Here is a 20484-nt window from a genome sequence, read left to right as displayed (position 1 = left end):
CGGCTGAGGGCCGGGTCACCCACGGGTGGCCCGGCCCTCGTGCGTTCCCGCACGCTCAGCCGGAGGCGCTGGTCTCCGGTTCGATCAGCCCCTCGCGGTAGGCGATGCCGACGGCCTCGGTCCGGCTGGACGCGCCCAGCTTGGCGAGGATGTTCGAGACGTGGACGCTCGCCGTCTTGCCGCTGATGAACAGCTCCTCGCCGATCTGGCGATTGGTGCGCCCCCGGCCGAGCAGCCGCAGCACGTCGCTCTCCCGGGCGGTCAGCGCGGCGATACGGTCCTTGGCCGCCGGTGCGTCGGCGAGGCGGCCCCGCCGGATCAGGGTGTCCAGGGCCTCGCGCAGCGGCTCGGCGCCGAGCCGTACGGCCTCCTCGCGGGCCGCGTACGCCTGCTCGGCTGCCTCCTCGCGGCGGTCGTCGGTGAGCAGGGCCTCGGCCAACCGCCGTCGGCAGCGGGCGAGTTCGTACGGCTCGCCGTAGCCGAACGCCGTCACGGCCCGCTCCCAGGCCGCGACGTCGGGGCCGCTCACGGCGCGCACCCGCTCGGCCTCGGCGCGGGCCAGCCAGGCCAGGCCCTCGGGGCCCTGCTCCGTACCGTCCTCACCGTGGGTCGCGGTGTCGCGGGCCAGCTCCACCAGCTCGCTTGAGGTCGCCGCCCAGCGGTCCGCGCCCGCCGTGTCGCCGGAGAGCCGGGCCGCCTCCGCCGCGTCCGCGACGGCCGCCAGGGCCAGCGCGGCGAGCCGTACGACGGCGTCGGGCCGGGTGCCGCCCGAGACGTCGGTGAGCGACTCGACCGACGAGCGCATCTGCCGCACACAGCCCTCGGCGTCGCCGCGCAGCGCCGCCGCGTCGGTCAGCACGATCGCGGCGACGAGCGCCGCCATCCAGTCGAAGTGGTGGTCGAGCAGCCCGCTCGCCCCGGCGACGGCCGCGTCGTACTCGCCGCGGGCCAGGGCCACGTACAGGGCGGGCGCGATCGCGAACCCGCCCGCGGGCGGCAGCAGTTCGGTGTCGGCGGCCGCCGCACGCGCGCACTCGTCCCAGCGGCCCAGCGTGTAGAGCAGCAGGGACTGGAGGTAGCGCAGCTCCAGGGCGTACGGCGAGGTGAGCAGCCCCGCGCGGCGGGCGATGGCGAGGCCCTCGGCGAGCCAGGGCAGGCACGCGTCCAGGTCACCGGACTCGTAACAGCCGATGGCGAGGTTGTAGAGCGCCCGCATCTCCACCGCGAGGTTCCCGGCGGCGTCGGCCAGCGCGCGGGCCGCGATCAGCCGGTCGCGGCCCTGCGGCGTACGCCGGTTGTGCGCCTCGAGGCCGACGAGCGAGATGATCAAGTCGGCCTGGGCGTCGGACAGTTGGAGCCGCTCGGCGACGCCGAGCGCCTGCCGGGCGACGCGCTCGGCGTCCTCGTTGCGGCCCACGTAGCGCGCGGCCAGGACGTGGGTCGCGGCGGCCCACACCCAGGTGCCCGAGGGCGGCTCGGCCGGGATCAGCGCGAGCGCCTCGCTGCTGTACGTGAACGCCGCGTCCATGTGGTCGATCCGGATCAGATTGCCCGCGAGGGTGTAGCGCACGCGCGCCGCGAGTTCGGAGTCGGCGTCGGATCCGGCCCGGGCGAGCGCGGAGCGGGTGAGCTGGACCGCGCGATGGGGGTCGCCCGCGCGGGCGGCGGCGGCCGAGGCGCGCAGGGTGAGCGTGGCCGCGTCGTCGGCCTCGGGGTGTGCGGACGCGTCCACCACGGCCAGCAGTTCGAGCGCGGTCTCCAGGTGCCGAAGTTCCTCGGCGGGCGCGCCGACGCGCTGGGCGTGGTCGGCGGCCTCCAGGGAGGCCGCGAGGGCGTCGGCCAGGTCGTGGCTCTCGCGCGAGTGGTGGGCACGCTCCGCCGCGCTCTGCGGCGAACGGCCCTCGCCCGCGAGGAGCGCGGCGAACCGCCCGTGCAGCCGGACCCGTTCGCCGGGCAGCAGATCCGCGTACACGGCCTCGCGGATGAGGGCGTGCCGGAACGAGTACGTCGCGTCGTCTCCCGGCACGAGGAGCAGGCGTCCGACGGCCTCGCGCAGCGCCGACTCCAGCTCCTCCTCGGGCAGTTGCACGGCGGCCCGCAGCAGCTCGTGCCCGACCCGGCGGCCCGCGACGGCCGCCGTGCGCAGGACCTGCTGGGCGGTCTCGGTGAGCTGCTCGACCCGGATGAGCAATACGTCAGCCAGGCCGCCCAGGTCGTCGGGCGCGGCGGGGGAGTCGGCCCCCGCGCCGTCGCCGGGCAGCGCGGCGAGCAACTCCTCGGCGTAGAAGGCGTTTCCCTCGGCGCGGTCGACGATGCTGCGGACCGTGCTGTCGGGTACGGGGCCCGTGCGGCGCGCGCGTACGAGCCGGGCCATGTCGGCGTCGGCCATCGGGCGCAGGTCGAGCCGGTCGACGGCGGGCAGCCTGATCAGCTCGGCGAGCAGCGGCCGCAGCGGGTGGCGGCGGTGCAGGTCGTCGGCGCGGTACGAGGCGAAGACCGCGAGGCGGCGGGGCGGTCCGCCCGGCGCGGGCCGTTGCAGGACGCCCCGGCTGAGCAGGAAGCGGAGCAGGTCGCGGGAGGACTGGTCGGCCCAGTGGAGGTCCTCGACGACCAGGAGCAGCGGGGTCAGGTCCGCGAGGTCGGCGAGGAGCCCGGCGACGCCCTCGAAGAGCTGGAGGCGGCTGCCGGGGTCGGGGGCCGGGCCCGCGCCGGAGGCTCCGCCGATGAGCCGCTCCACCGCGGGGTACGCGGCGAAGGCGGGGGCGAGCCTGTCGTCGGCGGCCGCCGCGCCGAGGATCTCCGTGAACGGGAGGTACGGCAGGCCCACGTCCCCGAGGTCCACGCAGTGGCCGGTCAGGACGGTCAGGCCGGTGGCGGCGGCGTGCGCCGCGGCCTCCGTCAGCGCCCGGGTCTTGCCGACGCCGGCGTCCCCCGCCACCAGGACGGCGCGCGGGTCGCCGGCCGCGGCCCGCTCCAGGACGCCGGTGAGCCGGGCGAGTTCGTCCGCCCGGCCGATGAACGGCGTATCGAATGTCTGAGAGGGCACGGGCCCATCCTGGCACGGTCCGTCCCGAGGCCCGGGCGGCTGTCGGAGCCGCCCGGGCCCACGGGCTCTCAGACCGTCGCCTTCTCGCCCGGCGCCGCGTCCTCGGGGGTCGCCTCGGTCTCGCGCACCACCACCTTGCGCAGGGTCGCCACGGAGAGGACCGCGGCGGCCAGGAGCAGGACCGCCCCGGCGATCGCCGCCGCCTGCATGCCGTCGGTGAACGCGTCCCGCGCGGCGGTGGTCAGGGCGCGGCCCGCTTCGCCCGGCAGCTGCGCGGCGACCGCGAGGGCGCCGCCCAGCGTTTCGTGGGCCGCCGCCGGGGCGTCGGCGGGGACGCCGTGGCGGTAGACGGCCGTGCCGATGGAGCCCAGGACGGCCATGCCGAGGGCGCCGCCGAACTCGGCTCCCGTCTCCAACAGGGACGCCGCGGAGCCGGAGTTGGCGACCGGGACGGTGCCGAGCGCCAGGTCCATCATCTGGGACATCACGGTGACGATTCCGGCGGCGAGGACGCCGGCGCCGGCCAGGACGAGCCACAGCGAGTCGGTGCCCGCGAGCGTCAGCAGGCCGTAGCCGCAGGCGGCGAAGGTGAAGCCGCCGGCCACGACATGGGCGCGGTGCACGCCCTTCTCGACGAGCCGCGCGGCGACGGGCGCCGCGACACCGACCAGGACCGTCGGAAGCAGCGCCCAGAGCGCGGCCGCCATCGAGCTCTTGCCGAGCACGGACTGGAGGTACTGGGTGGTGAAGTACGCCGAGCCCATCATGCCGAAGGAGGAGACGAGGTTGAGGACGACGGCGGGGGCGAAGCCGCGGCCGCGGAACAGGGCGGGGGAGATCAGCGGGGACCTCGTGGTGCGCTGCCGGTGCACGAAGAGGGCGGCGAACAGCAGGCCGACCGTGATCGAGACGACGTAGCGCACGTTCCAGCCCTCGGACGGGATCTCCTTGATGCCGTAGATCACCGGCAGCACGGCGGCCATCGACAGCGGCACGCTGAGCAGGTCGAAGCGGCCGGGCTCCGGGTTCCTGGACTCCGGCAGCAGGAACGGGCCGAGGGCCAGGAGCAGCACCATCGCGGGCAGGTTGACCAGGAAGACCGAGCCCCACCAGAAGTACTCGACGAGGACGCCGCTCATCACCGAGCCGAGCGCGACGCCGCCGGTCATGACCGCCGACCACAGGCCGATCGCCTTCGCGCGCTGCCCGGCGTCGGTGAACATCGTGCGGACGAGCGCCATGGTCGACGGCATGAGTGTCGCGCCGCCCACCCCGAGGAGCGCGCGGGCGGCGATGAGCGTCTCGGCGCTGTTCGCGTACGCGGCGAGGAGCGAGGCCCCGCCGAAGGCGGCGGCGCCGAACAGGAGCAGCCTGCGGCGCCCGATGCGGTCGCCGAGCGAGCCCATCGTCATCAGCAGGCCGGCGAGCACGAACGCGTAGATGTCGAAGATCCACAGCTGCTGGGTGCCGCTCGGCTCCAGGTCGGCGCTGATCTCCGGGATTGCGAAGTAGAGGACGGAGACGTCCATCGAGACCAGGAGCAGCGGAAGCATCAGCACGCCGAGGGCGGTCCACTCGCGGCGCCCGGCAAGGGGGGCGGCGGGTGGGGTGGTGCTCGTCGGGTTCGTCATGCCAGGAACTGTACGAGCGTCTTAAACGCTTGTCTAGTACGAGCGTTTAAGACGTGCGTCTGGATTCCGGTTAGGGTGGGGTCATGGGACATCGTGAGGATCTGCTCGAAGGCGCCAAGCGCTGCCTGATGGAGAAGGGGTTCGCGCGCACGACGGCGCGCGACATCGTCAAGGCGTCGGGGGCCAATCTGGCCTCCATCGGCTACCACTACGGATCGAAGGACACGCTGCTCGCGCAGGCGTACGTGGCCCTGATTGAAGGGGCGTCGCTCGACTGGGGCGAGCCGCATGAACTGGCGGGCGCGCCGGGCTCGCTGGAGCGCTTCCACGCCCTGATGGAGAACGTGATCGCCGGCCTCGGCAAGCCGGACTCCATGTGGCACCTGAGCATCGAGCTGCTGACGCTGGGCGACAAGATGCCCGCCCTGCACGAGTACCTGGTGCGGGCCCAGGCGGAGGCCGGGCGCGGGTTCATCGGAATGATCACGGGGGAGGAGCCGCCCGCCGACGACCCGAAGGTGGCGACGCTCGGCGGACTCCTGTCGGTGCTGTTCCTCGGGCTCGTCGCGCAGTACACCTTCGACGCGCAGACGTCGCCGTCCGCCGAGCAGCTCACCGAAGGGCTGCGGCAGCTCTTCGAACTGTCACAGGCGTGAGGCCTTCAGGCCCATGTGCAGGAGCAGCCGGTCCTCGCCCTCGTCCAGGTCGAGACCGGTGAGCTGCTCCACCCGCGACAGGCGGTAGTACAGCGTCTGGCGGTGGATGCCGAGGGCCGCGGCCGTGCGGCCCGCCTGGCCCGCGCAGTCGAGGAACACCTCGGCGGTGCGCGCCAGTTGGCGGTGCGCGGGGGAGAGCAGGGGTGCGACCGCGGGGTCGTGCGCGGCCTCCGCGGGCAGGGCGGTGAGCAGCCGGTACGGGCCGATCGACGACCACTGGGCATCCGGGCCGAGGCGCGGGTCGGCCAGCGCCGCGCGCGCCGCGGCCGTCGCCTCCTGCCAGGCCGTGGCCAGTTCGGCGAGGTCGTCGCGCGCGGCGCCGACGCCCGCCGCCACCGGGGAGCCCGCACGGGCCCGCAGTTTCGCCGCCGCCGTCAGCGCGGGCGCCAGGGCCTCGCGCGAGCGCAGCCGCACGAGCAGGGCGAGGCACTGGCCCGTCACCCCCCACGGCACCGTGCACAGCGCGTCCGCCGCCGGGATCGTGCGGACGGACGGGGCGTCGTCCGGGTCCGCCGAGGGCCACGGCGCGACGCAGACCACCGTGTGCAGGCCGGACGCCCGGCTGCCGAGCGCCGTGCGCAGCGCCGCCACCGCCATGTCCCGCTGCCAGCCCCGCTCCGCCGTCAGTACGGAGTGGAACTCGCGGGTCAGATCCGCGCCCGCCTGCGCCTCGTCGGCGAGCTGCGCCCCGATCCGTCCCGTCACCTCCATCGCTGCATCGAGCTGCTCCTGCGTGGGACCCGGATCGTCGTCGAGCAGCCATACGTAGCCGAGGACGAAACCGTGATGGCGTACGGGCAGGCAGATGCGGCCGCGGTAGACGCCGGCCTCCGGGGTCGCCGGGATCCGGACCGGCTCCTTGGCGCTCGTGATGCCGAACCCCTCGAACCAGGAGCGGACCGCCGAGGTCGAGCCGCGCGTCAGGATCGAGCGCGTGCGCACCGGGTCGAGCGCCGCCTCGTCGAAGCCGTCCGCGTCGTCGTCGGCGCTGGCCTGGGCGCCGAAGGCGATGAGCCGGAAGTCGCGGTTCTCCAGGGTCGCCGGGGCGCCGAGCAGCGCCGAGATCTCGTCGACCAGGTCCTGGTAATCACCTTTCACCCCACCATTCTCGCCCATCCCGGGCCCCTCTTCATACAGATGTCTGAGGTGGTGGCCACAGATGCGTGACAGGTGTCGATGGCACAGGATCGGAGGGATCCTTAGATTTCTGAGTGGTTCTCCGTGCCGTCCCGTTACGCGCGGAAATGAACCCAATTGACGTACTGAATCAGTGGTCCGCTCTCAACTCGTGATCCGTGGAGGTGCCCCGTGCTGGCTCCCTTGATCCTCGCCGCGTCGCGCAGCGACAAGATGCGCGCTTTCGTGTCGGCGGCGCCGGGCACCAAGCAGGTCGTCGACCGCTTCATCGCCGGTGAGTCGGTCGACCAGGTCGTGCCGATCATCGAGGACGCCGCCGCCAAGGGCCTGGAGGTCACGCTCGACGTCGTCGGTGAGGACATCACCACCGTCGAGCAGTCGCAGGCCGCGCGGGACGCCTACCTGACGCTGGTCGAGCGCCTGAAGGACCTGGGCCTCGGCACGAAGGCCGAGATGTCCGTGAAGCTGTCGATGTTCGGCCAGGCGCTGGAGGGCGGCCACGAGCTGGCGCTCGCCAACGTCCGCCCCGTCGTCGAGGCCGCCGCGAAGATCGGCACCACGGTCACCCTCGACGCCGAGGACCACACCACCCTCGACTCGATGTTCGCCATCCACGAGGAGCTGCGGAAGGACTTCCCGCAGACCGGCTGCGTCATCCAGGCCTATCTGTTCCGCACCGAGGACGACGCCCGCCGCCTCGCCGCCGCCGGCAGCCGCGTGCGCATCGTGAAGGGCGCCTACAAGGAGCCCGCCGAGGTCGCGTACCAGGACAAGGCGGAGATCGACAAGGCGTACGTGCGGATCATGCGCATCCTCATGGAGGGCGCCGGGTACCCGATGATCGGGTCCCACGACCCGCGGCTCGTCTCCATCGCGCAGGAGCTCGCGCGGCAGGCCGGGCGCAAGCTGGACGAGTACGAGTTCCAGATGCTGTACGGGATCCGCAGCGACGAGCAGCTGCGCCTCGCCGCCGAGGGACACCGGATGCGTGTCTACACCGCGTACGGCACCGACTGGTACGGATACTTCATGCGCCGCCTCGCGGAGAAGCCGGCCAACCTCCTCTTCTTCGCCCGCTCGGTCCTCACCAAGGGCTGACCCCTCCCGCTTGCTCAACCGATAACTCCCCGACCCCCCGAAGGAGATACGGACCCATGACCCTCGACGCCGTGACCCAGGTCCCCGCCCCGGTCAATGAGCCGGTGCACGGCTACGCCCCCGGTTCCCCGGAGCGTGCCCGCCTGGAGGCCAAGCTCAAGGAGCTGGCCGAGAACCCGATCGAGCTGCCCTGCACCATCGGCGGTGTGCGTCGGATGGGTGGCGGCGAGCGCTTCGACGTCGTGCAGCCGCACAACCACAAGTCCGTCATCGGTACGTACGCCAACGCCACCGAGCAGGACGCCCAGGACGCGATCGACGCCGCCCTGGCCGCCGCCCCGGCCTGGCGCGCGACGTCCTTCGACGACCGCGCCGCGATCATCCTGCGCGCCGCCGAGCTGCTGTCCACGAAGTGGCGCGAGACGATGGCCGCGTCGACGATGCTCGGCCAGTCGAAGACCGCGCAGCAGGCCGAGATCGACACTCCCTGTGAGCTCATCGACTTCTGGCGCTTCAACGTCCACTACGCCCGCAACCTGCTCGCCGAGCAGCCGCCGGCGAACTCCACCGGCGTGTGGAACCGCATGGACCACCGCCCCCTCGAGGGCTTCGTCTACGCGATCACGCCGTTCAACTTCACGGCCATCGCGGGCAACCTGCCTACCGCGCCCGCGCTCATGGGCAACGTCGTGGTGTGGAAGCCGTCGCCGACGCAGACGCACGCGGCCGTGCTGCTGCTTCAGCTCCTTGAGGAGGCCGGTCTTCCGAAGGGCGTCATCAACCTGGTGACGGGTGACGGCCTGGCCGTCTCGGACGTCGCGCTGAACCACCGCGACCTCGCCGGCATCCACTTCACCGGTTCGACCAAGACCTTCCAGCACCTGTGGAAGACGGTCGGCACCAACATCGAGAAGTACCGCACCTACCCGCGGCTCGTCGGCGAGACCGGCGGCAAGGACTTCGTCGTCGCCCACCCGAGCGCCGACCGTGCGGTCCTGAAGACCGCGCTGACGCGTGGTGCGTTCGAGTTCCAGGGCCAGAAGTGCTCGGCGACTTCGCGGGCCTACATCCCGGCGTCCATCTGGAACTCCGGTTTCAAGGAGGAGTTCGCGGCCGAGGTCGACGGCATCAAGATGGGTGACGTCACCGACCTGACGAACTTCATCGGCGCCCTCATCGACGACCGCGCGTTCGCCAAGAACAAGGCCGCGATCGACCGGGCGAAGGACGACGCGTCCTGCACGATCGTCGCCGGTGGCTCGTACGACGACTCCGTGGGCTACTTCGTGCGGCCGACCGTCGTCGAGTGCTCGGACCCGGAGAACGAGGTCTTCAAGACCGAGTACTTCGGCCCGTTCCTCGCCGTGCACGTCTACGAGGACGACCAGTACGACGCCATGCTGGAGCAGATGGAGTCGGCCTCGGACTACGCGCTGACCGGCTCCGTCGTCGCGAACGACCGTGCCGCCGCGGCCCACACGATGGAGAAGCTGCGGTACGCCGCGGGCAACTTCTACATCAACGACAAGTCGACCGGTGCGGTCGTCGGGCAGCAGCCGTTCGGTGGTGGGCGTGCGTCCGGTACCTGTGACAAGGCCGGGGCGCCGCAGAACCTTCAGCGGTGGACGCTGACCCGTGCCATCAAGGAGACGTTGGTTCCGCCGACGGACTACGTGTACCCGCACATGGGCTGACCGCCCCTGCAACGCGTGCCGCCCCTGGCCGAGGTCTTCCCCTCGGCCGGGGGCGGTTCTGCGTGGGCCGGTCCTACGCCACGGGGCTCTGCCCCGGACCCCGCGCCTCAATCGCCGGCGGGGCTCGATGTGGGTCCGGGGCAGAGCCCCGGGAGCGCAACGCCGGTGGCGCTCAGGAGACCGTCAGGACGATTTTGCCCTGGGTGTGGCCCGAGGCGCCCAGTTCGTGGGCCTTGGCGGCCTCTTCCAGGGGGAGAGTGGCCGAGACGTGGGGGCGGAGGCGGCCCGCGGCGAGGAGGGCCGCGACCTTGCGGAGCGTCGCTCCCGAGGGCTGGACCGAGACGGGGGCGAAGCGGACGCCGCGGGCCTCGGCGTCCTCCTGGCTGACCCCGGGATCCCAGATCACCGCCGAGGCAAGAAGCCCACCGGGCCGCAGGGTGACCAGGGTGCGCGGGCCGTAGTCGCCGCCGATCAGGTCGAAGGCCACGTCCACGTCGCGCAGGGCGTGGGCGAAGTCCGTGGTCGTGTAGTCGATGGTTTCGTCGACGCCGAGCTCGCGCAGGAAGTCGTGCTTGTCGGGGCGTGCGGTGGCGATGACGTACGCGCCCTCGGCCTTGGCGATCTGGACCGCGACGTGGCCGACGCCCCCCGCCGCCGCGTGGATCAGTACCCGGCGGCCCGGCCCGATCTGCCCGGTGTCGACGAGCGCGAGCCAGGAGGTGAGCGCCGCCGCGGGCACCGCCGCTGCGTGGACGTGGTCGACATTGCCCGGCTTCGGCGCGAGGTGTTCGGTGCGGATCAGGGCGTACTCGGCGTAGCCGCCGCCCCGGATCATCGCGAACACCTCGTCGCCCGGCCGGAATTCGGTGACGTCCTGGCCCGCCGACTCGACGACCCCGGAGACGTCCCAGCCGAGCGTGAACGGCGGGTCGCCGAAGAGCGCCGCGTCGCCGGAGCGCGCCAGCCGGTCCACCGGGTTCACCCCCACGGCACAGATCCGGACGAGCACTTCGCCCGCCAGTGGCTCGGGCCGTTCCACCTCCACCACTTCGAGCACCTCGGGTCCGCCGAGCCGGCGCTGACTGATGACGCGCATGGTGGGACTCCTCCCCAGGACCCGCCGGGCCACCGCGGCCCGGCCGGTAGGGGACCCATCGTGGTGCGTGCGCGTCGGCCGCGCCATGGTCGGGACCGCCCCTGCCACCGGACTCGGCCACCGCCGTGACGCCTGTGACCAAAGGGGCTGGTGGGGCCGGAGAAGCGGCTCCCGTCTCAGATAGTAGGAAGTCCGAGTAATTGTGGAGACAGAAGCAGGGACCTGTCCTAGCTTTGTAGAAGCCGAACGACTCGCCCGATCCGGCGAATGGCGGCCGCGAGCCGGAGCACCTGGCAGGCAACCCCTGCGCTCCCGCTTCCCGCCCTTCCGGCGCCTCGAAATCCCCTTGCGCGCATGGCGCGCGAGGAGTCCCACGGATTCTCAAGGAGTCGATCCCTCATGGCCACTGCCACGCCCGTCCGCCGCCGAGTCCGTCACGTCTCCCCGTCGAGCGAAGCCGACCGCCAGGCCGCCAGGACCGCTGCCGCCGCCCTCCAGCGCGCCCTCGACCGCAGGGACAACGGCGGCGAGACCGGTCACTGAGACCGGCCCCCACCGGCTGCCTCAGGAACCGCGCCGCACCTCGAAGTGGTCGATGCGCTCGCCGGTCTCGGCCAGCGCCGACACCTTCATCCGGCCCTTCTCCACCTCCACCGCGAGGAACGAGAAGCCGGTGTACCGCACCCGGGACCACTCGACGGTGTCCGGGTCGGGAAGGCGTGACCTGGTCCAGTGGAAGGTGACGATCGGCTCGCGGTCGGCCGCGCCGTCCTCGTGTCCCTCGTAGCTGTCCTGCACGCCCGGCCCGAAGCCGTAGAGGTCCTTGCCGGCGCCGCCCGCGGTGACGTACACGATGCCGTCGCGCGTCGGATCGGTCGACGCGCCGACCGGCACCGGCTTGCCGACCTCGCCGTTCCCCGCACCCTTGATCGCGTCCGTGCGCTCGTAGACGTGGTTGTGCCCGTTGATCACCAGGTCCACCTGGTGCTTCGCGAACAGCGGCACCCAGGCCTCGCGCACCCCGCCGTCCGAGGCGTGCGTGGACGTCGAGTACGCGCAGTGGTGGAAGAAGACGACGAGGAACTCGATGTCCTCACGGGCCCGCAGTTCGCCCAGCCGCTTGTCCAGCCACGCCGTCTGCTTCCCGTCCAGGTAGCCCTTGTTGGCGGGGATCTCGAACGAGACGTCGTTCGCGTCGAGCGCGACCACGCCCACGCTCCCGTACGTGAAGGAGTAGACGCCGGGCGCCGCCTTCGGGTCCGGTCCGTTGTCGGGCAGCGACCAGCGGGCGCTCTGGCCGCCGTACCCGTTGGGCGAGTACCAGGCCTCCATGTCGTGGTTGCCGGTCGTCACCATCCACGGCACCGACTTGGCGACCGTCTCCGTCTGCGCGAGGAACTGGTCCCACACCCGCGCGTCGTACGTGTCCGACTCCTTGCCGTGGCCGCTGCTGTCGGCGTAGCAGATGTCGCCCGCGTGCAGATGGAAGGACGGGTTCTGGCCGAGGATCACCTGGTCGTTGGCGAGCGCGTCGTAGCTCACGCCCTGGTCGCCGAAGGCCGTGAAGACGAACGACTCCGGGGAGGCCGGCGCCGTACGGAAGGTGCCGAGCGTGCCGAGGCGCTCCGCGTCGGCCGGGTCGAAGCCGTCGTGGCCGACGCCGTAGTAGTACGTCGTGCCGGGCTGGAGGTTGTCGAGCGCCGCGTGGAGGTAGTGCTGCTCGACCTCGGGGAGCTTCTTCGACAGGGACGGGGTGTGCAGGGCGCGCACCTCCGCCGGGATCTTCCGGCTCAGCTCCCAGGGCTTCGAACCCACCCGCAGATACGGGTTCTCGACCGCGAACGGCACCTGCCAGGACACCCGCATCTGCGTCTTCGGGTCGGCGCCGAAGGCGAGGTGCCGGCCGAAGGGGGCGACGAGGGAGCCGTCGACCCGTGCGGCCGCCCGCGCCGGGAGCAGCGGCGCCGCGTACGCGCCGGTCGCGGTGCCGCCGCCGAGCAGTGCGGCCCCGCCCACGGTGGCCGCGGCCCCCGTCAGGGCGCGCCGCCTGCTGAATCTCGCGCGCAGGTACTCGTGCTGCTCGGGCATGCTCATGCGCCGGGCGAGCCGCTCGGGTATGCCGACATTGGGGGTGTCGTTGGCGGTGGTCATGGAAGGGAACTTCCCAGTAACTTCCAACTGCCGCCATACATACGGGTGAACAGCGTCTGGCCGCGAGGAGGCCATGCCCGACGGCCTGTCCGGATGATGGACAGCGCGTGTCATCCCATGGGACGAGGAGTACGGTGCTGGCATGTCTCGCAGCATCAATCTCGCAGTGATCCCCGGTGACGGTATCGGCCAGGAGGTCGTGGCCCAGGGTCTCAAGGTCCTCTCCGCCGTCCTTCCGCAGGATGTGAAGCTGGAGACCGAGGAGTACGACTTCGGCGCCAAGCGCTACCACGCCTCCGGTGAGACCCTCACGGACGCCGACCTCGACTCGCTCAAGAAGCACGACGCGATCCTGCTCGGCGCCATCGGCGACCCGTCGGTGCCGTCCGGCGTCCTGGAGCGCGGCTTCCTGCTCAAGCTCCGCTTCGCGTTCGACCACCACGTGAACCTGCGCCCGTCGAAGCTCCTTCCGGGCGTCTCGACCCCGCTCGCGGGCGAGCCGGACATCGACTTCGTCGTCGTCCGCGAGGGCACCGAGGGCCCGTACACCGGTAACGGCGGCACGATCCGCAAGGGCACCGAGCACGAGGTCGCCACCGAGGTCTCCGTCAACACCGCCTTCGGTGTGGAGCGCGTGGTCCGTGACGCCTTCGCCCGCGCGCAGGCCCGCCCCCGCAAGAAGCTCACGCTGGTCCACAAGAACAACGTGCTGACCTTTGCGGGCCACCTGTGGACGAACATCTTCAACAAGGTGGCCGAGGAGTTCCCCGAGGTCACCACCGACTACATCCACGTCGACGCCGCGACGATCTACCTCGTCACCGACCCGGCCCGCTTCGACGTGATCGTCACCGACAACCTCTTCGGCGACATCATCACCGACCTCGCCGCGGCCGTCTCCGGCGGCATCGGCGTCGCGGCCTCCGGGAACATCAACCCGAGCCGCGAGTTCCCGTCCATGTTCGAGCCCGTGCACGGCTCGGCCCCGGACATCGCGGGCCAGGGCAAGGCCGACCCGAGCGCCACGATCCTCTCGGTCGCCCTCCTCCTGCGCCACCTCGGCTACGAGGCCGAGGCCGCCCGCATCGAGACCGCGGTCTCCGCGGACCTCGGCGAGCGCGGCGACGCCGTCCGCTCCACCGACGAGATCGGTGACGCCCTCGTCGCCCGAGTAGTAGCCGGCTGACCCGGCGCTCACCATTACGGCAACAGCCGCCGGGTCGCACACCGCGCCCGGCGGCTGTTCTCGTGCGGCCCCTGGGTGCGACCATCAACCCATGGGCCGCTTCACGCACCCGTACCCATCGGGTCCGTTTCGAGCACACCCCGCCACGCGCGATAATCGAACGTGGGGCCGCGGTGTACGGCGAAGCTCGGACTTCCCAGTACCGGAGTGCAAGCGTGAACGCGGTCCGTCACAACCAACGGTGAAGGACACGCAACCATGACGACGCCCACGATCGAGCTCAAGCCCACCGCCACCCCGCTGTCCGCCGCGCAGCGCGAGGAGATCCTGGCCAATCCGGGATTCGGCCGCCACTTCACCGACCACATGGTGACGGTCAAGTGGACCGAGGGGCGGGGCTGGCACGACGGGCAGCTGGTGCCCTACGGACCGCTCTCCCTCGACCCGGCCACGAACGTCCTGCACTACGCGCAGGAGATCTTCGAGGGCCTCAAGGCCTACCGCCGGCCCGACGGCTCCGTCGCCACGTTCCGCCCCGACATGAACGCCAAGCGCTTCCAGCACTCCGCCTGGCGCCTCGGCATGCCGGAGCTGCCGGTCGAGACCTTCGTCGAGGCCTGTGACCTGCTCGTCCAGCAGGACAAGGACTGGGTGCCCGCGCACGGCGGCGAGGAGTCCCTCTACCTGCGCCCGTTCATGATCGCGACCGAGGTCGGCCTGGGCGTGAAGCCCGCCAACGAGTACCTCTTCATCGTCATCGCCTCGCCCGCCGGCGCCTACTTCTCCGGCGGCGTGAAGCCCGTCTCCATCTGGCTCTCCGAGGACCGCGTGCGCGCCGTCCCCGGCGGCGTCGGCGACGCCAAGACCGGCGGCAACTACGCGGCGTCCCTGCTCGCGCAGGCCGAGGCGGCCGCGAAGGGCTGCGACCAGGTCGCCTACCTCGACGCCGTCGAGCACAAGTGGGTCGAGGAGCTGGGCGGCATGAACCTGTACTTCGTGTACGGGAACAAGATCGTCACGCCCACCCTGACCGGTTCGCTGCTCGCGGGCGTCACCCGTGACTCCCTCCTCCAGGTCGCCCGCGACCTCGGCTACGAGTCGGAGGAGCGCCGCATCTCGATCGACGAGTGGCAGTCGGCCACCGAGTCCGGCGAGCTGACCGAGGTCTTCGCCTGCGGCACCGCCGCCGTCATCACCCCGGTCGGCACGGTCAAGCGCGAGGGCGCCGAGTGGCAGCAGTCCGGCGGCGAGGCCGGCGAGGTCACGATGAAGCTGCGCAACGCGCTCCTGGACATCCAGCGCGGCAAGGCCGAGGACAAGCACGGCTGGATGCACGAGCTGGGCTAGTCCGGCCCGCATGCACGAAGTTCGGCCCTCGTCCCGCTTTCGCGGGGCGGGGGCCGACTCATGTGTGGGGGCCGGGTCAGTCCCCGTCGCCGGAACTGCTCGACCGGCTGCCCGAGCCCTTCCTCGACGCCTGGCCCAGCGCGCCGAGAACGATGAGCAGGACCTGTGCGCAGCGCAGGAGCCCGGCGGCGGTGTACTTGGCCGCGCGGATCGCCCTCGTCCGGGCGGGGGATCTGGTGGTCTCCGTCATGAGCAGCATGTTCCCACTCCTTCGGTGTCCAGTCCTTGGAACCGTGCTCTATACGCTCACCGCATTACGGCGCCGGGTCTATGGGCGTAGACGCCGTGGGGGTTTAGAGTGGCGTTCTAAGAACGACGAGGAGGCGTGACGGCGTGAGACTGACCCCCACGGAACGCGACCGGCTGCTGCTGTTCGGCGCCGCCGAGCTCGCGCGGGCCCGCAGGAGCCGCGGCCTGCGGCTCAACGTGCCGGAGGCGACGGCCCTGATCGCGGACACCGTCTGCGAGGCGGCCCGCGACGGCAGGCGGCTCGCCGAGGCGATCGAGGCGGCGCGCTCCGCGCTCGGGCCCGACGACGTGCTGCCGGGCGTCGCCGACGTGGTGACCGAGGTGCACGTGGAGGCGGTCTTCGACGACGGCTCGCGGCTCGCGGTCGTGAGCGACCCGATCGGTTCCGGCCCGGACTCCGGCTCCCTGGGCGAGGACGCCCCCGGCGCCCTGCTGCCGGGGCCCGAGCACGAGGACCCGCAGGCCGTCCTCACGCTCACCGTCACCAACACGGCCACCGTCCCGGTCTCCGTCACCTCCCACTTCCACTTCTTCGAGGCCAACCCGCGCCTGGACTTCGTACGGGACGAGGCCTACGGGATGCGGCTCGCGGTGCCCGCGGGGTCCTCGGTGCGGTTCGGTCCCGGGGAGACCCAGGACGTCGGGCTGCTGCCGATCGGCGGGGCCCGGATCGCCATCGGCTTCGCCGGGCTCGTCGACGGCCCGCTGGACGCGCCCGGTGCCCGCGAGGAGGCGCTGCGCCGCGCCGCCGCCTGCGGATATCTGGGCGTCACGACCGAGGAGGAGGGCCGATGAGCCGCCCCGGAGGCCACGCCGCCGAAGCCCGCCGACTGACCCCGTACGAGTACGCGGGGACGCACGGACCGCGCGCCGGCGACCGGGTCCGGCTCGGGGACTCGGGGCTGACCATCAAGGTCGAGTCCGACTCCCAGAGCTACGGGGACGAGTTCCTCGCCGGATTCGGCAAGACCGCGCGCGACGGCCTGCACCTGAAGGCCGCCGCCGTCCGCGACACCTGCGACATCGTGATCAGCAACGTCGTGGTGATCGACGCCGCGCTCGGGATCAGGAAGGTGTCGATCGGCATCCGCGAAGGGCGCATCCACGCCGTCGGCCGGGCCGGAAACCCGGACACGATGGACGGCGTCGACGTCGTGGTCGGCACCGGCACGACGATCGTCTCGGGCGAGGGCATGATCGCCACCGCCGGGGCCGTCGACACCCACGTCCACCTGCTGTCGCCGCGCATCATGGAGGCCTCGCTCGCCTCCGGCGTCACCACGATCATCGGCCAGGAGTTCGGCCCGGTCTGGGGCGTCGGGGTCAACTCGCCGTGGGCGCTCAAGCACGCCTTCTCCGCCTTCGACGCGTGGCCGGTCAACATCGGCTTCCTGGGCCGGGGTTCGTCCTCCGACGGGGCGCCCCTGGTGGAGGCCCTCGCCGAAGGGGGCGCCTGCGGCTTCAAGGTGCACGAGGACATGGGCGCGCACACCCGCGCGCTCGACACCGCGCTGCGCGTCGCCGAGGAGCACGACGTCCAGGTCGCCCTGCACAGCGACGGCCTCAACGAGTGCCTGTCGGTCGAGGACACCCTGAAGGTCCTCGAGGGCCGCACGATCCACGCCTTCCACATCGAGGGCTGCGGCGGCGGCCACGTGCCGAACGTCCTGAAGATGGCGGGCGTCCCGAACGTCATCGGCTCCTCCACCAACCCCACCCTCCCCTTCGGCAGGGACGCGGTCGCCGAGCACTACGGCATGATCGTCTCGGTCCACGACCTGAAGACGGACCTGCCCGGCGACGCCGCGATGGCCCGCGACCGGATCCGCGCCGGGACGATGGGCGCCGAGGACGTGCTGCACGACCTGGGCGCCATCGGCATCACGTCGTCGGACGCGCAGGGCATGGGCCGCGCGGGCGAGACGGTGCGCCGTACGTTCGCGATGGCCGGGAAGATGAAGGGCGAACTCGGCGATCCGGGCGTCGGCCACGACAACGAGCGCGTCCTGCGCTACATGGCGAAGCTGACCATCAACCCCGCCATCGCGCACGGCCTCTCGCACGAGATCGGCTCCCTGGAGCCCGGCAAGATGGCCGACATCGTCCTGTGGTCGCCCGAGTACTTCGGCGCGAAGCCGCAGCTCGTCCTGAAGTCCGGCTTCCCCGCGTACGGCGTGGTGGGCGATCCCAACGCCGCCACCGACACCTGCGAACCCCTCGTCCTCGGCCCGCAGTTCGGGGCGTACGGCGCGACGGCCGCCGAGCTGTCGGTCGCCTTCGTCGCGCAGGCCGCCGTCGACGACGGGCACGACACGATGCCCACCCGCAGGCGCCGCGTCGCCGTGCGCGGCACGCGCGGCATCGGCCCTGCCGATCTGCGCCTCAACTCCCGTACGGGAGCGGTCGACGTCGACCAGCGCACGGGCCTCGTCACCCTCGACGGCGACCCGCTGCGCTCCGAACCGGCCGAGTCCGTCTCCCTCAACCGCCTCTACTTCCTCTAAGGGGTCACCTGATGTCGAAGCCGTATGTGATGCCGCCCGAGTGGGCCCCGCACGAGCGCACGTGGATGGCGTGGCCCGGCCCCAACCCGACCTTCTCCGGCGAGGCCGAACTGGCCGGGGCGCGGGCCGCGTGGGCGAAGGTCGCCAACACGGTGCGCCGCCACGAGCCGCTGACGATGGTCGTCGGCACGGGCCAGGCGGCGTCCGCGAAGGCGCTGCTCGACCCGTCCGTCGAGCTGGTCGAGCGGGACCTGGACGACGCGTGGATGCGCGACATCGGCCCGACGTTCGTGAAGTCCGACTCGGGCGAACTGGCCGCGGTGGACTGGACGTTCAACGGCTGGGGCGCGCAGAGCTGGGCCCGCTGGGACAACGACGCGAAGATCGCGCGCCACGTCGCGGACCTCGCGGGTGTGCCCGCGCACTCGACGTCGCTCGTCAACGAGGGCGGCGGCATCCACGTCGACGGCGAGGGCACCGTGCTCCTCACGGAGACCGTGCAGCTCGACAAGGGCCGCAACCCGGACCGTTCCAAGGAGGACGTCGAGGCCGAGATCCACGCCAGGCTCGGTACCACCAAGGCGATCTGGCTGCCGCGCGGACTCACCGCGGACTACGGCGAGTTCGGCACGCGTGGACATGTCGACATCGTGGCGGCCTTCGCGGCGCCGGGCGTCGTCCTGGTCCACTCCCAGCGCGATCCGGCGCACCCGGACTTCGAGGTCAGCCGCGAGATCATCGCGGCCCTCTCCGGCGAGACGGACGCGCGGGGCAGGTCCCTGGAGATCGTCGAGGTCCCGGCGCCGACCGTTCTCAAGGACGAGGACGGAGACTGGGTCGACTACTCGTACATCAACCACTACCTCTGCAACGACGGCGTGGTGCTGTGCGGCTTCGACGACCCGAACGACGAGGAAGCCGCCGCGATCTTCCGCCGGCTCTTCCCGTCCCGGACGGTCACCCTCGTCGACGCCCGCACGATCTTCGCGGCGGGCGGCGGCATCCACTGCATCACCCAGCAGCAGCCGGTCACGGGGGTCTGAGCGGTGACCGGGACGCAGCGCAGGCGCACCCCGGCGCCGCCGCGCGAGGACGTGCTCGCCGCGACGATGGCGATGATCGCCGAGCACGGCCTCGAACGGCTGACGATGGCCGCGCTCGGCCGCGAGGTCGGCATGAGCAGCGGGCACCTCGCGTACCACTTCGGCAGCAAGGACGAACTGCTCCTGCGCACGCTGGAGTGGAGCGAGGGCCGCCTCGGCGCACGCCGCAGGGAGCTGCTGGTCGGACCCGCCGGGGCCCGGGAGCGCCTCGACGCGTACGTCGACCTGTACGTCCCGGACGCGCCGCGCGACCCGCACTGGACGCTGTGGCTGGAGGTGTTCAACCGCTCGCGGAACGCCGACGACGACGCGCGCGCACGGCAGGCCGCCATCGAGGGGGCCTGGCACCGCGACCTCGTGGCGCTGCTCGCCGAGGGCATCTCACGCGGCGAGTTCGGCCCCCTCGACCCCGACCGCTTCGCGACCCGCCTGCGGGCGCTGCTCGACGGTTTCTCCATCGCGGTGGCGATCGGCCTGCGCGCGGACCGTGCCCACGTCATGGGCCACGTAAGGGAGTTCCTGGACGAGGGCCTTCGCCCCTAGCCGGTGAACCGGACCCGGGTGCCGGGCGCCGCCTGGGCCGCCGCGCCGAGAGCGGCCTCGTCCACGACGGCGATCACCGGGTAGCCGCCGGTCGTCGGATGGTCGTGCAGGAACACCACGGGGCGGCCGTCCGGCGGCACCTGCACGGCCCCGAGGACCATCCCCTCGCTGGGCAGCTCACCGTCCGACGCCCGCTCCAGGGCGGGTCCTTCGGTCCGCAGTCCGATCCGGTTGCTGTTGCCCGAGACGGTGTACGTGGCGGTGACGAAGGTCCGCCGGGCGGCCTCGGTGAACCAGTCCGCGCGGGGCCCGAACCGCACCGGCAGCACGAGTTCCGCCGGGGGAGCGGGCCACGGTGCGGCGACGGGCGTGGCGGGCCGCGTACCGGGCGCATCGCCGACGGGCAGCACGTCGCCCGTGCTCAGCGGCGCGGGCCCGAGCCCCGACAGCAGATCGGTGGACCGGCTCCCGAGCACGGCCTCGACGGCGACCCCTCCGGCGACGGCGACGTAGGACCGCACACCCGCACCGACGGCCCCCACGTCGAGGGTCGCTCCGGCGGGTACGTACACGGGGACACCCCAGGCCGCGGGCGCCCCGTCGACGGTGACCGGGCAGGGCGCCCCGCCCACGACGAAGGTGGCGCCACGGTCGGGCCGCAGCGCACACCCGGTGAGCGTGGTCTCCAGCACGGCGGCGTCCTCGGGGTTCCCGACGAGCCGGTTGCCGAGCCGCAGCGCGCCTTCGTCGAGCGCGCCCGACCGGGGCACGCCAAGGTGGGCATGCCCACCCCGCCCGAGATCCTGCACGGTGGTGAGCGCCCCTGCGCGAATGACGGTGACCTTGCCGCTCACGTCTCCACCACCCCGTGGCCAAGCCCCTCCGAACGCCCGGCCTGCGCCGGGGGCCGCCTTGCCCACCCT

At 72.3% G+C, this 20484-nt stretch carries 17 protein-coding genes; 10 read left to right on the top strand and 7 right to left on the bottom strand.

Annotated features, from left to right (window positions below; genetic code table 11):
• Positions 1-55: 55 nt before the first annotated feature.
• Both ACNYS0_RS13605 and ACNYS0_RS13600 read right to left on the bottom strand, forming a co-directional pair.
• Entirely contained in the window at positions 56-3046 is a 2991-nt protein-coding gene (locus ACNYS0_RS13605) for a helix-turn-helix transcriptional regulator (RefSeq protein WP_422473570.1), read from the bottom strand.
• Between the two features lie 68 nt (positions 3047-3114).
• Complete coding sequence (locus ACNYS0_RS13600) at positions 3115-4677, bottom strand: MFS transporter (RefSeq protein WP_422473568.1); 1563 nt, start codon at positions 4675-4677, stop codon at positions 3115-3117.
• Between the two features lie 83 nt (positions 4678-4760).
• On the opposite strand from ACNYS0_RS13600, the gene ACNYS0_RS13595 reads away from it, so the two are divergent.
• On the top strand, positions 4761-5333 hold the full coding sequence (locus tag ACNYS0_RS13595) for a TetR/AcrR family transcriptional regulator (protein WP_422473567.1): 573 nt from the start codon (positions 4761-4763) through the stop codon (positions 5331-5333).
• On the opposite strand, the gene ACNYS0_RS13590 is transcribed toward ACNYS0_RS13595, so the two are convergent.
• A complete protein-coding gene (locus tag ACNYS0_RS13590) occupies positions 5322-6509 on the bottom strand; it encodes a PucR family transcriptional regulator (protein ID WP_422473565.1) in 1188 nt (395 codons plus the stop codon). The two genes, ACNYS0_RS13595 and ACNYS0_RS13590, sit on opposite strands and share 12 nt — an antisense overlap.
• A 192-nt stretch (positions 6510-6701) precedes the next feature.
• On the opposite strand from ACNYS0_RS13590, the gene ACNYS0_RS13585 reads away from it, so the two are divergent.
• Positions 6702-7628 carry a proline dehydrogenase family protein gene (locus tag ACNYS0_RS13585; protein WP_422473563.1) on the top strand — a complete coding sequence of 309 codons (927 nt, stop codon included), beginning with the start codon at positions 6702-6704 and terminating at the stop codon, positions 7626-7628.
• 56 nt (positions 7629-7684) lie between these two features.
• A complete protein-coding gene (pruA, locus tag ACNYS0_RS13580; protein ID WP_422473561.1) occupies positions 7685-9322 on the top strand; it encodes an L-glutamate gamma-semialdehyde dehydrogenase in 1638 nt (545 codons plus the stop codon).
• Positions 9323-9494: 172 nt separating this feature from the next.
• On the opposite strand, the gene ACNYS0_RS13575 is transcribed toward pruA, so the two are convergent.
• Positions 9495-10418 (bottom strand): NADP-dependent oxidoreductase, encoded by a 924-nt coding sequence (locus ACNYS0_RS13575; RefSeq protein WP_422473559.1) that lies wholly within the window; start codon positions 10416-10418, stop codon positions 9495-9497.
• A 399-nt stretch (positions 10419-10817) separates the two neighbouring features.
• Here ACNYS0_RS13575 and ACNYS0_RS13570 point away from each other — a divergent pair, with 399 nt between their 5' ends.
• Positions 10818-10961: a hypothetical protein gene (locus tag ACNYS0_RS13570; protein ID WP_266714423.1), complete on the top strand. Its 144-nt coding sequence runs from the start codon at positions 10818-10820 to the stop codon at positions 10959-10961.
• 21 nt (positions 10962-10982) lie between these two features.
• Here the strand turns inward: ACNYS0_RS13570 and ACNYS0_RS13565 are convergent, their stop codons facing one another.
• Entirely contained in the window at positions 10983-12569 is a 1587-nt protein-coding gene (locus ACNYS0_RS13565; RefSeq protein WP_422473557.1) for a purple acid phosphatase family protein, read from the bottom strand.
• A gap of 142 nt (positions 12570-12711) precedes the next feature.
• On the opposite strand from ACNYS0_RS13565, the gene ACNYS0_RS13560 reads away from it, so the two are divergent.
• Both ACNYS0_RS13560 and ACNYS0_RS13555 read left to right on the top strand, forming a co-directional pair.
• Positions 12712-13755 carry a 3-isopropylmalate dehydrogenase gene (locus ACNYS0_RS13560; protein ID WP_422473555.1) on the top strand — a complete coding sequence of 348 codons (1044 nt, stop codon included), beginning with the start codon at positions 12712-12714 and terminating at the stop codon, positions 13753-13755.
• Between the two features lie 258 nt (positions 13756-14013).
• Positions 14014-15102, top strand: a complete 1089-nt coding sequence (locus ACNYS0_RS13555; RefSeq protein ID WP_422473553.1) for a branched-chain amino acid aminotransferase — start codon at positions 14014-14016, stop codon at positions 15100-15102.
• 76 nt (positions 15103-15178) lie between these two features.
• On the opposite strand, the gene ACNYS0_RS13550 is transcribed toward ACNYS0_RS13555, so the two are convergent.
• Positions 15179-15361: a hypothetical protein gene (locus ACNYS0_RS13550; RefSeq protein WP_422473551.1), complete on the bottom strand. Its 183-nt coding sequence runs from the start codon at positions 15359-15361 to the stop codon at positions 15179-15181.
• A 134-nt stretch (positions 15362-15495) separates the two neighbouring features.
• Here ACNYS0_RS13550 and ureA point away from each other — a divergent pair, with 134 nt between their 5' ends.
• From ureA to ACNYS0_RS13530, 4 genes are all read left to right on the top strand, one after another.
• Positions 15496-16206, top strand: a complete 711-nt coding sequence (gene ureA / locus ACNYS0_RS13545; protein WP_422473549.1) for an urease subunit gamma — start codon at positions 15496-15498, stop codon at positions 16204-16206.
• Positions 16203-17915: an urease subunit alpha gene (locus tag ACNYS0_RS13540; RefSeq protein ID WP_422473547.1), complete on the top strand. Its 1713-nt coding sequence runs from the start codon at positions 16203-16205 to the stop codon at positions 17913-17915. The genes ureA and ACNYS0_RS13540 overlap by 4 nt, the downstream gene beginning before the upstream one ends.
• A gap of 11 nt (positions 17916-17926) precedes the next feature.
• Entirely contained in the window at positions 17927-18958 is a 1032-nt protein-coding gene (locus tag ACNYS0_RS13535; RefSeq protein ID WP_422473545.1) for an agmatine deiminase family protein, read from the top strand.
• Between the two features lie 66 nt (positions 18959-19024).
• Positions 19025-19561, top strand: coding sequence for a TetR/AcrR family transcriptional regulator (locus tag ACNYS0_RS13530; protein ID WP_422482613.1), 537 nt, complete (start codon positions 19025-19027; stop codon positions 19559-19561).
• Here the strand turns inward: ACNYS0_RS13530 and ACNYS0_RS13525 are convergent.
• The gene (locus ACNYS0_RS13525) at positions 19558-20415 is read right to left on the bottom strand and encodes a 5-oxoprolinase subunit C family protein (protein WP_422473543.1); all 858 of its coding nucleotides are present in this window, start codon (positions 20413-20415) and stop codon (positions 19558-19560) included. The genes ACNYS0_RS13530 and ACNYS0_RS13525 overlap by 4 nt on opposite strands.
• Positions 20416-20484: the final 69 nt, after the last annotated feature.

Source organism: Streptomyces anthophorae (assembly GCF_049310305.1).
Lineage (GTDB): Bacteria > Actinomycetota > Actinomycetes > Streptomycetales > Streptomycetaceae > Streptomyces.
This window is presented reverse-complemented; position numbering and strand designations above follow the sequence as displayed.

What these genes read in the sequence shown, in the direction of transcription:
- ACNYS0_RS13555 (WP_422473553.1), top strand. Translation starts at nt 14,014, where the DNA reads ATGACGACGCCCACGATCGAGCTCAAGCCCACCGCCACCCCGCTGTCC.
- ACNYS0_RS13535 (WP_422473545.1), top strand. Translation starts at nt 17,927, where the DNA reads ATGTCGAAGCCGTATGTGATGCCGCCCGAGTGGGCCCCGCACGAGCGC.
- pruA (WP_422473561.1), top strand. Translation starts at nt 7,685, where the DNA reads ATGACCCTCGACGCCGTGACCCAGGTCCCCGCCCCGGTCAATGAGCCG.
- ACNYS0_RS13575 (WP_422473559.1), bottom strand. Translation starts at nt 10,418, where the DNA reads ATGCGCGTCATCAGTCAGCGCCGGCTCGGCGGACCCGAGGTGCTCGAA.
- ACNYS0_RS13530 (WP_422482613.1), top strand. Translation starts at nt 19,025, where the DNA reads ATGGCGATGATCGCCGAGCACGGCCTCGAACGGCTGACGATGGCCGCG.
- ACNYS0_RS13590 (WP_422473565.1), bottom strand. Translation starts at nt 6,509, where the DNA reads ATGGGCGAGAATGGTGGGGTGAAAGGTGATTACCAGGACCTGGTCGAC.
- ACNYS0_RS13595 (WP_422473567.1), top strand. Translation starts at nt 4,761, where the DNA reads ATGGGACATCGTGAGGATCTGCTCGAAGGCGCCAAGCGCTGCCTGATG.
- ACNYS0_RS13540 (WP_422473547.1), top strand. Translation starts at nt 16,203, where the DNA reads ATGAGCCGCCCCGGAGGCCACGCCGCCGAAGCCCGCCGACTGACCCCG.
- ACNYS0_RS13550 (WP_422473551.1), bottom strand. Translation starts at nt 15,361, where the DNA reads ATGCTGCTCATGACGGAGACCACCAGATCCCCCGCCCGGACGAGGGCG.
- ACNYS0_RS13560 (WP_422473555.1), top strand. Translation starts at nt 12,712, where the DNA reads ATGTCTCGCAGCATCAATCTCGCAGTGATCCCCGGTGACGGTATCGGC.
- ACNYS0_RS13570 (WP_266714423.1), top strand. Translation starts at nt 10,818, where the DNA reads ATGGCCACTGCCACGCCCGTCCGCCGCCGAGTCCGTCACGTCTCCCCG.
- ACNYS0_RS13600 (WP_422473568.1), bottom strand. Translation starts at nt 4,677, where the DNA reads ATGACGAACCCGACGAGCACCACCCCACCCGCCGCCCCCCTTGCCGGG.
- ACNYS0_RS13565 (WP_422473557.1), bottom strand. Translation starts at nt 12,569, where the DNA reads ATGACCACCGCCAACGACACCCCCAATGTCGGCATACCCGAGCGGCTC.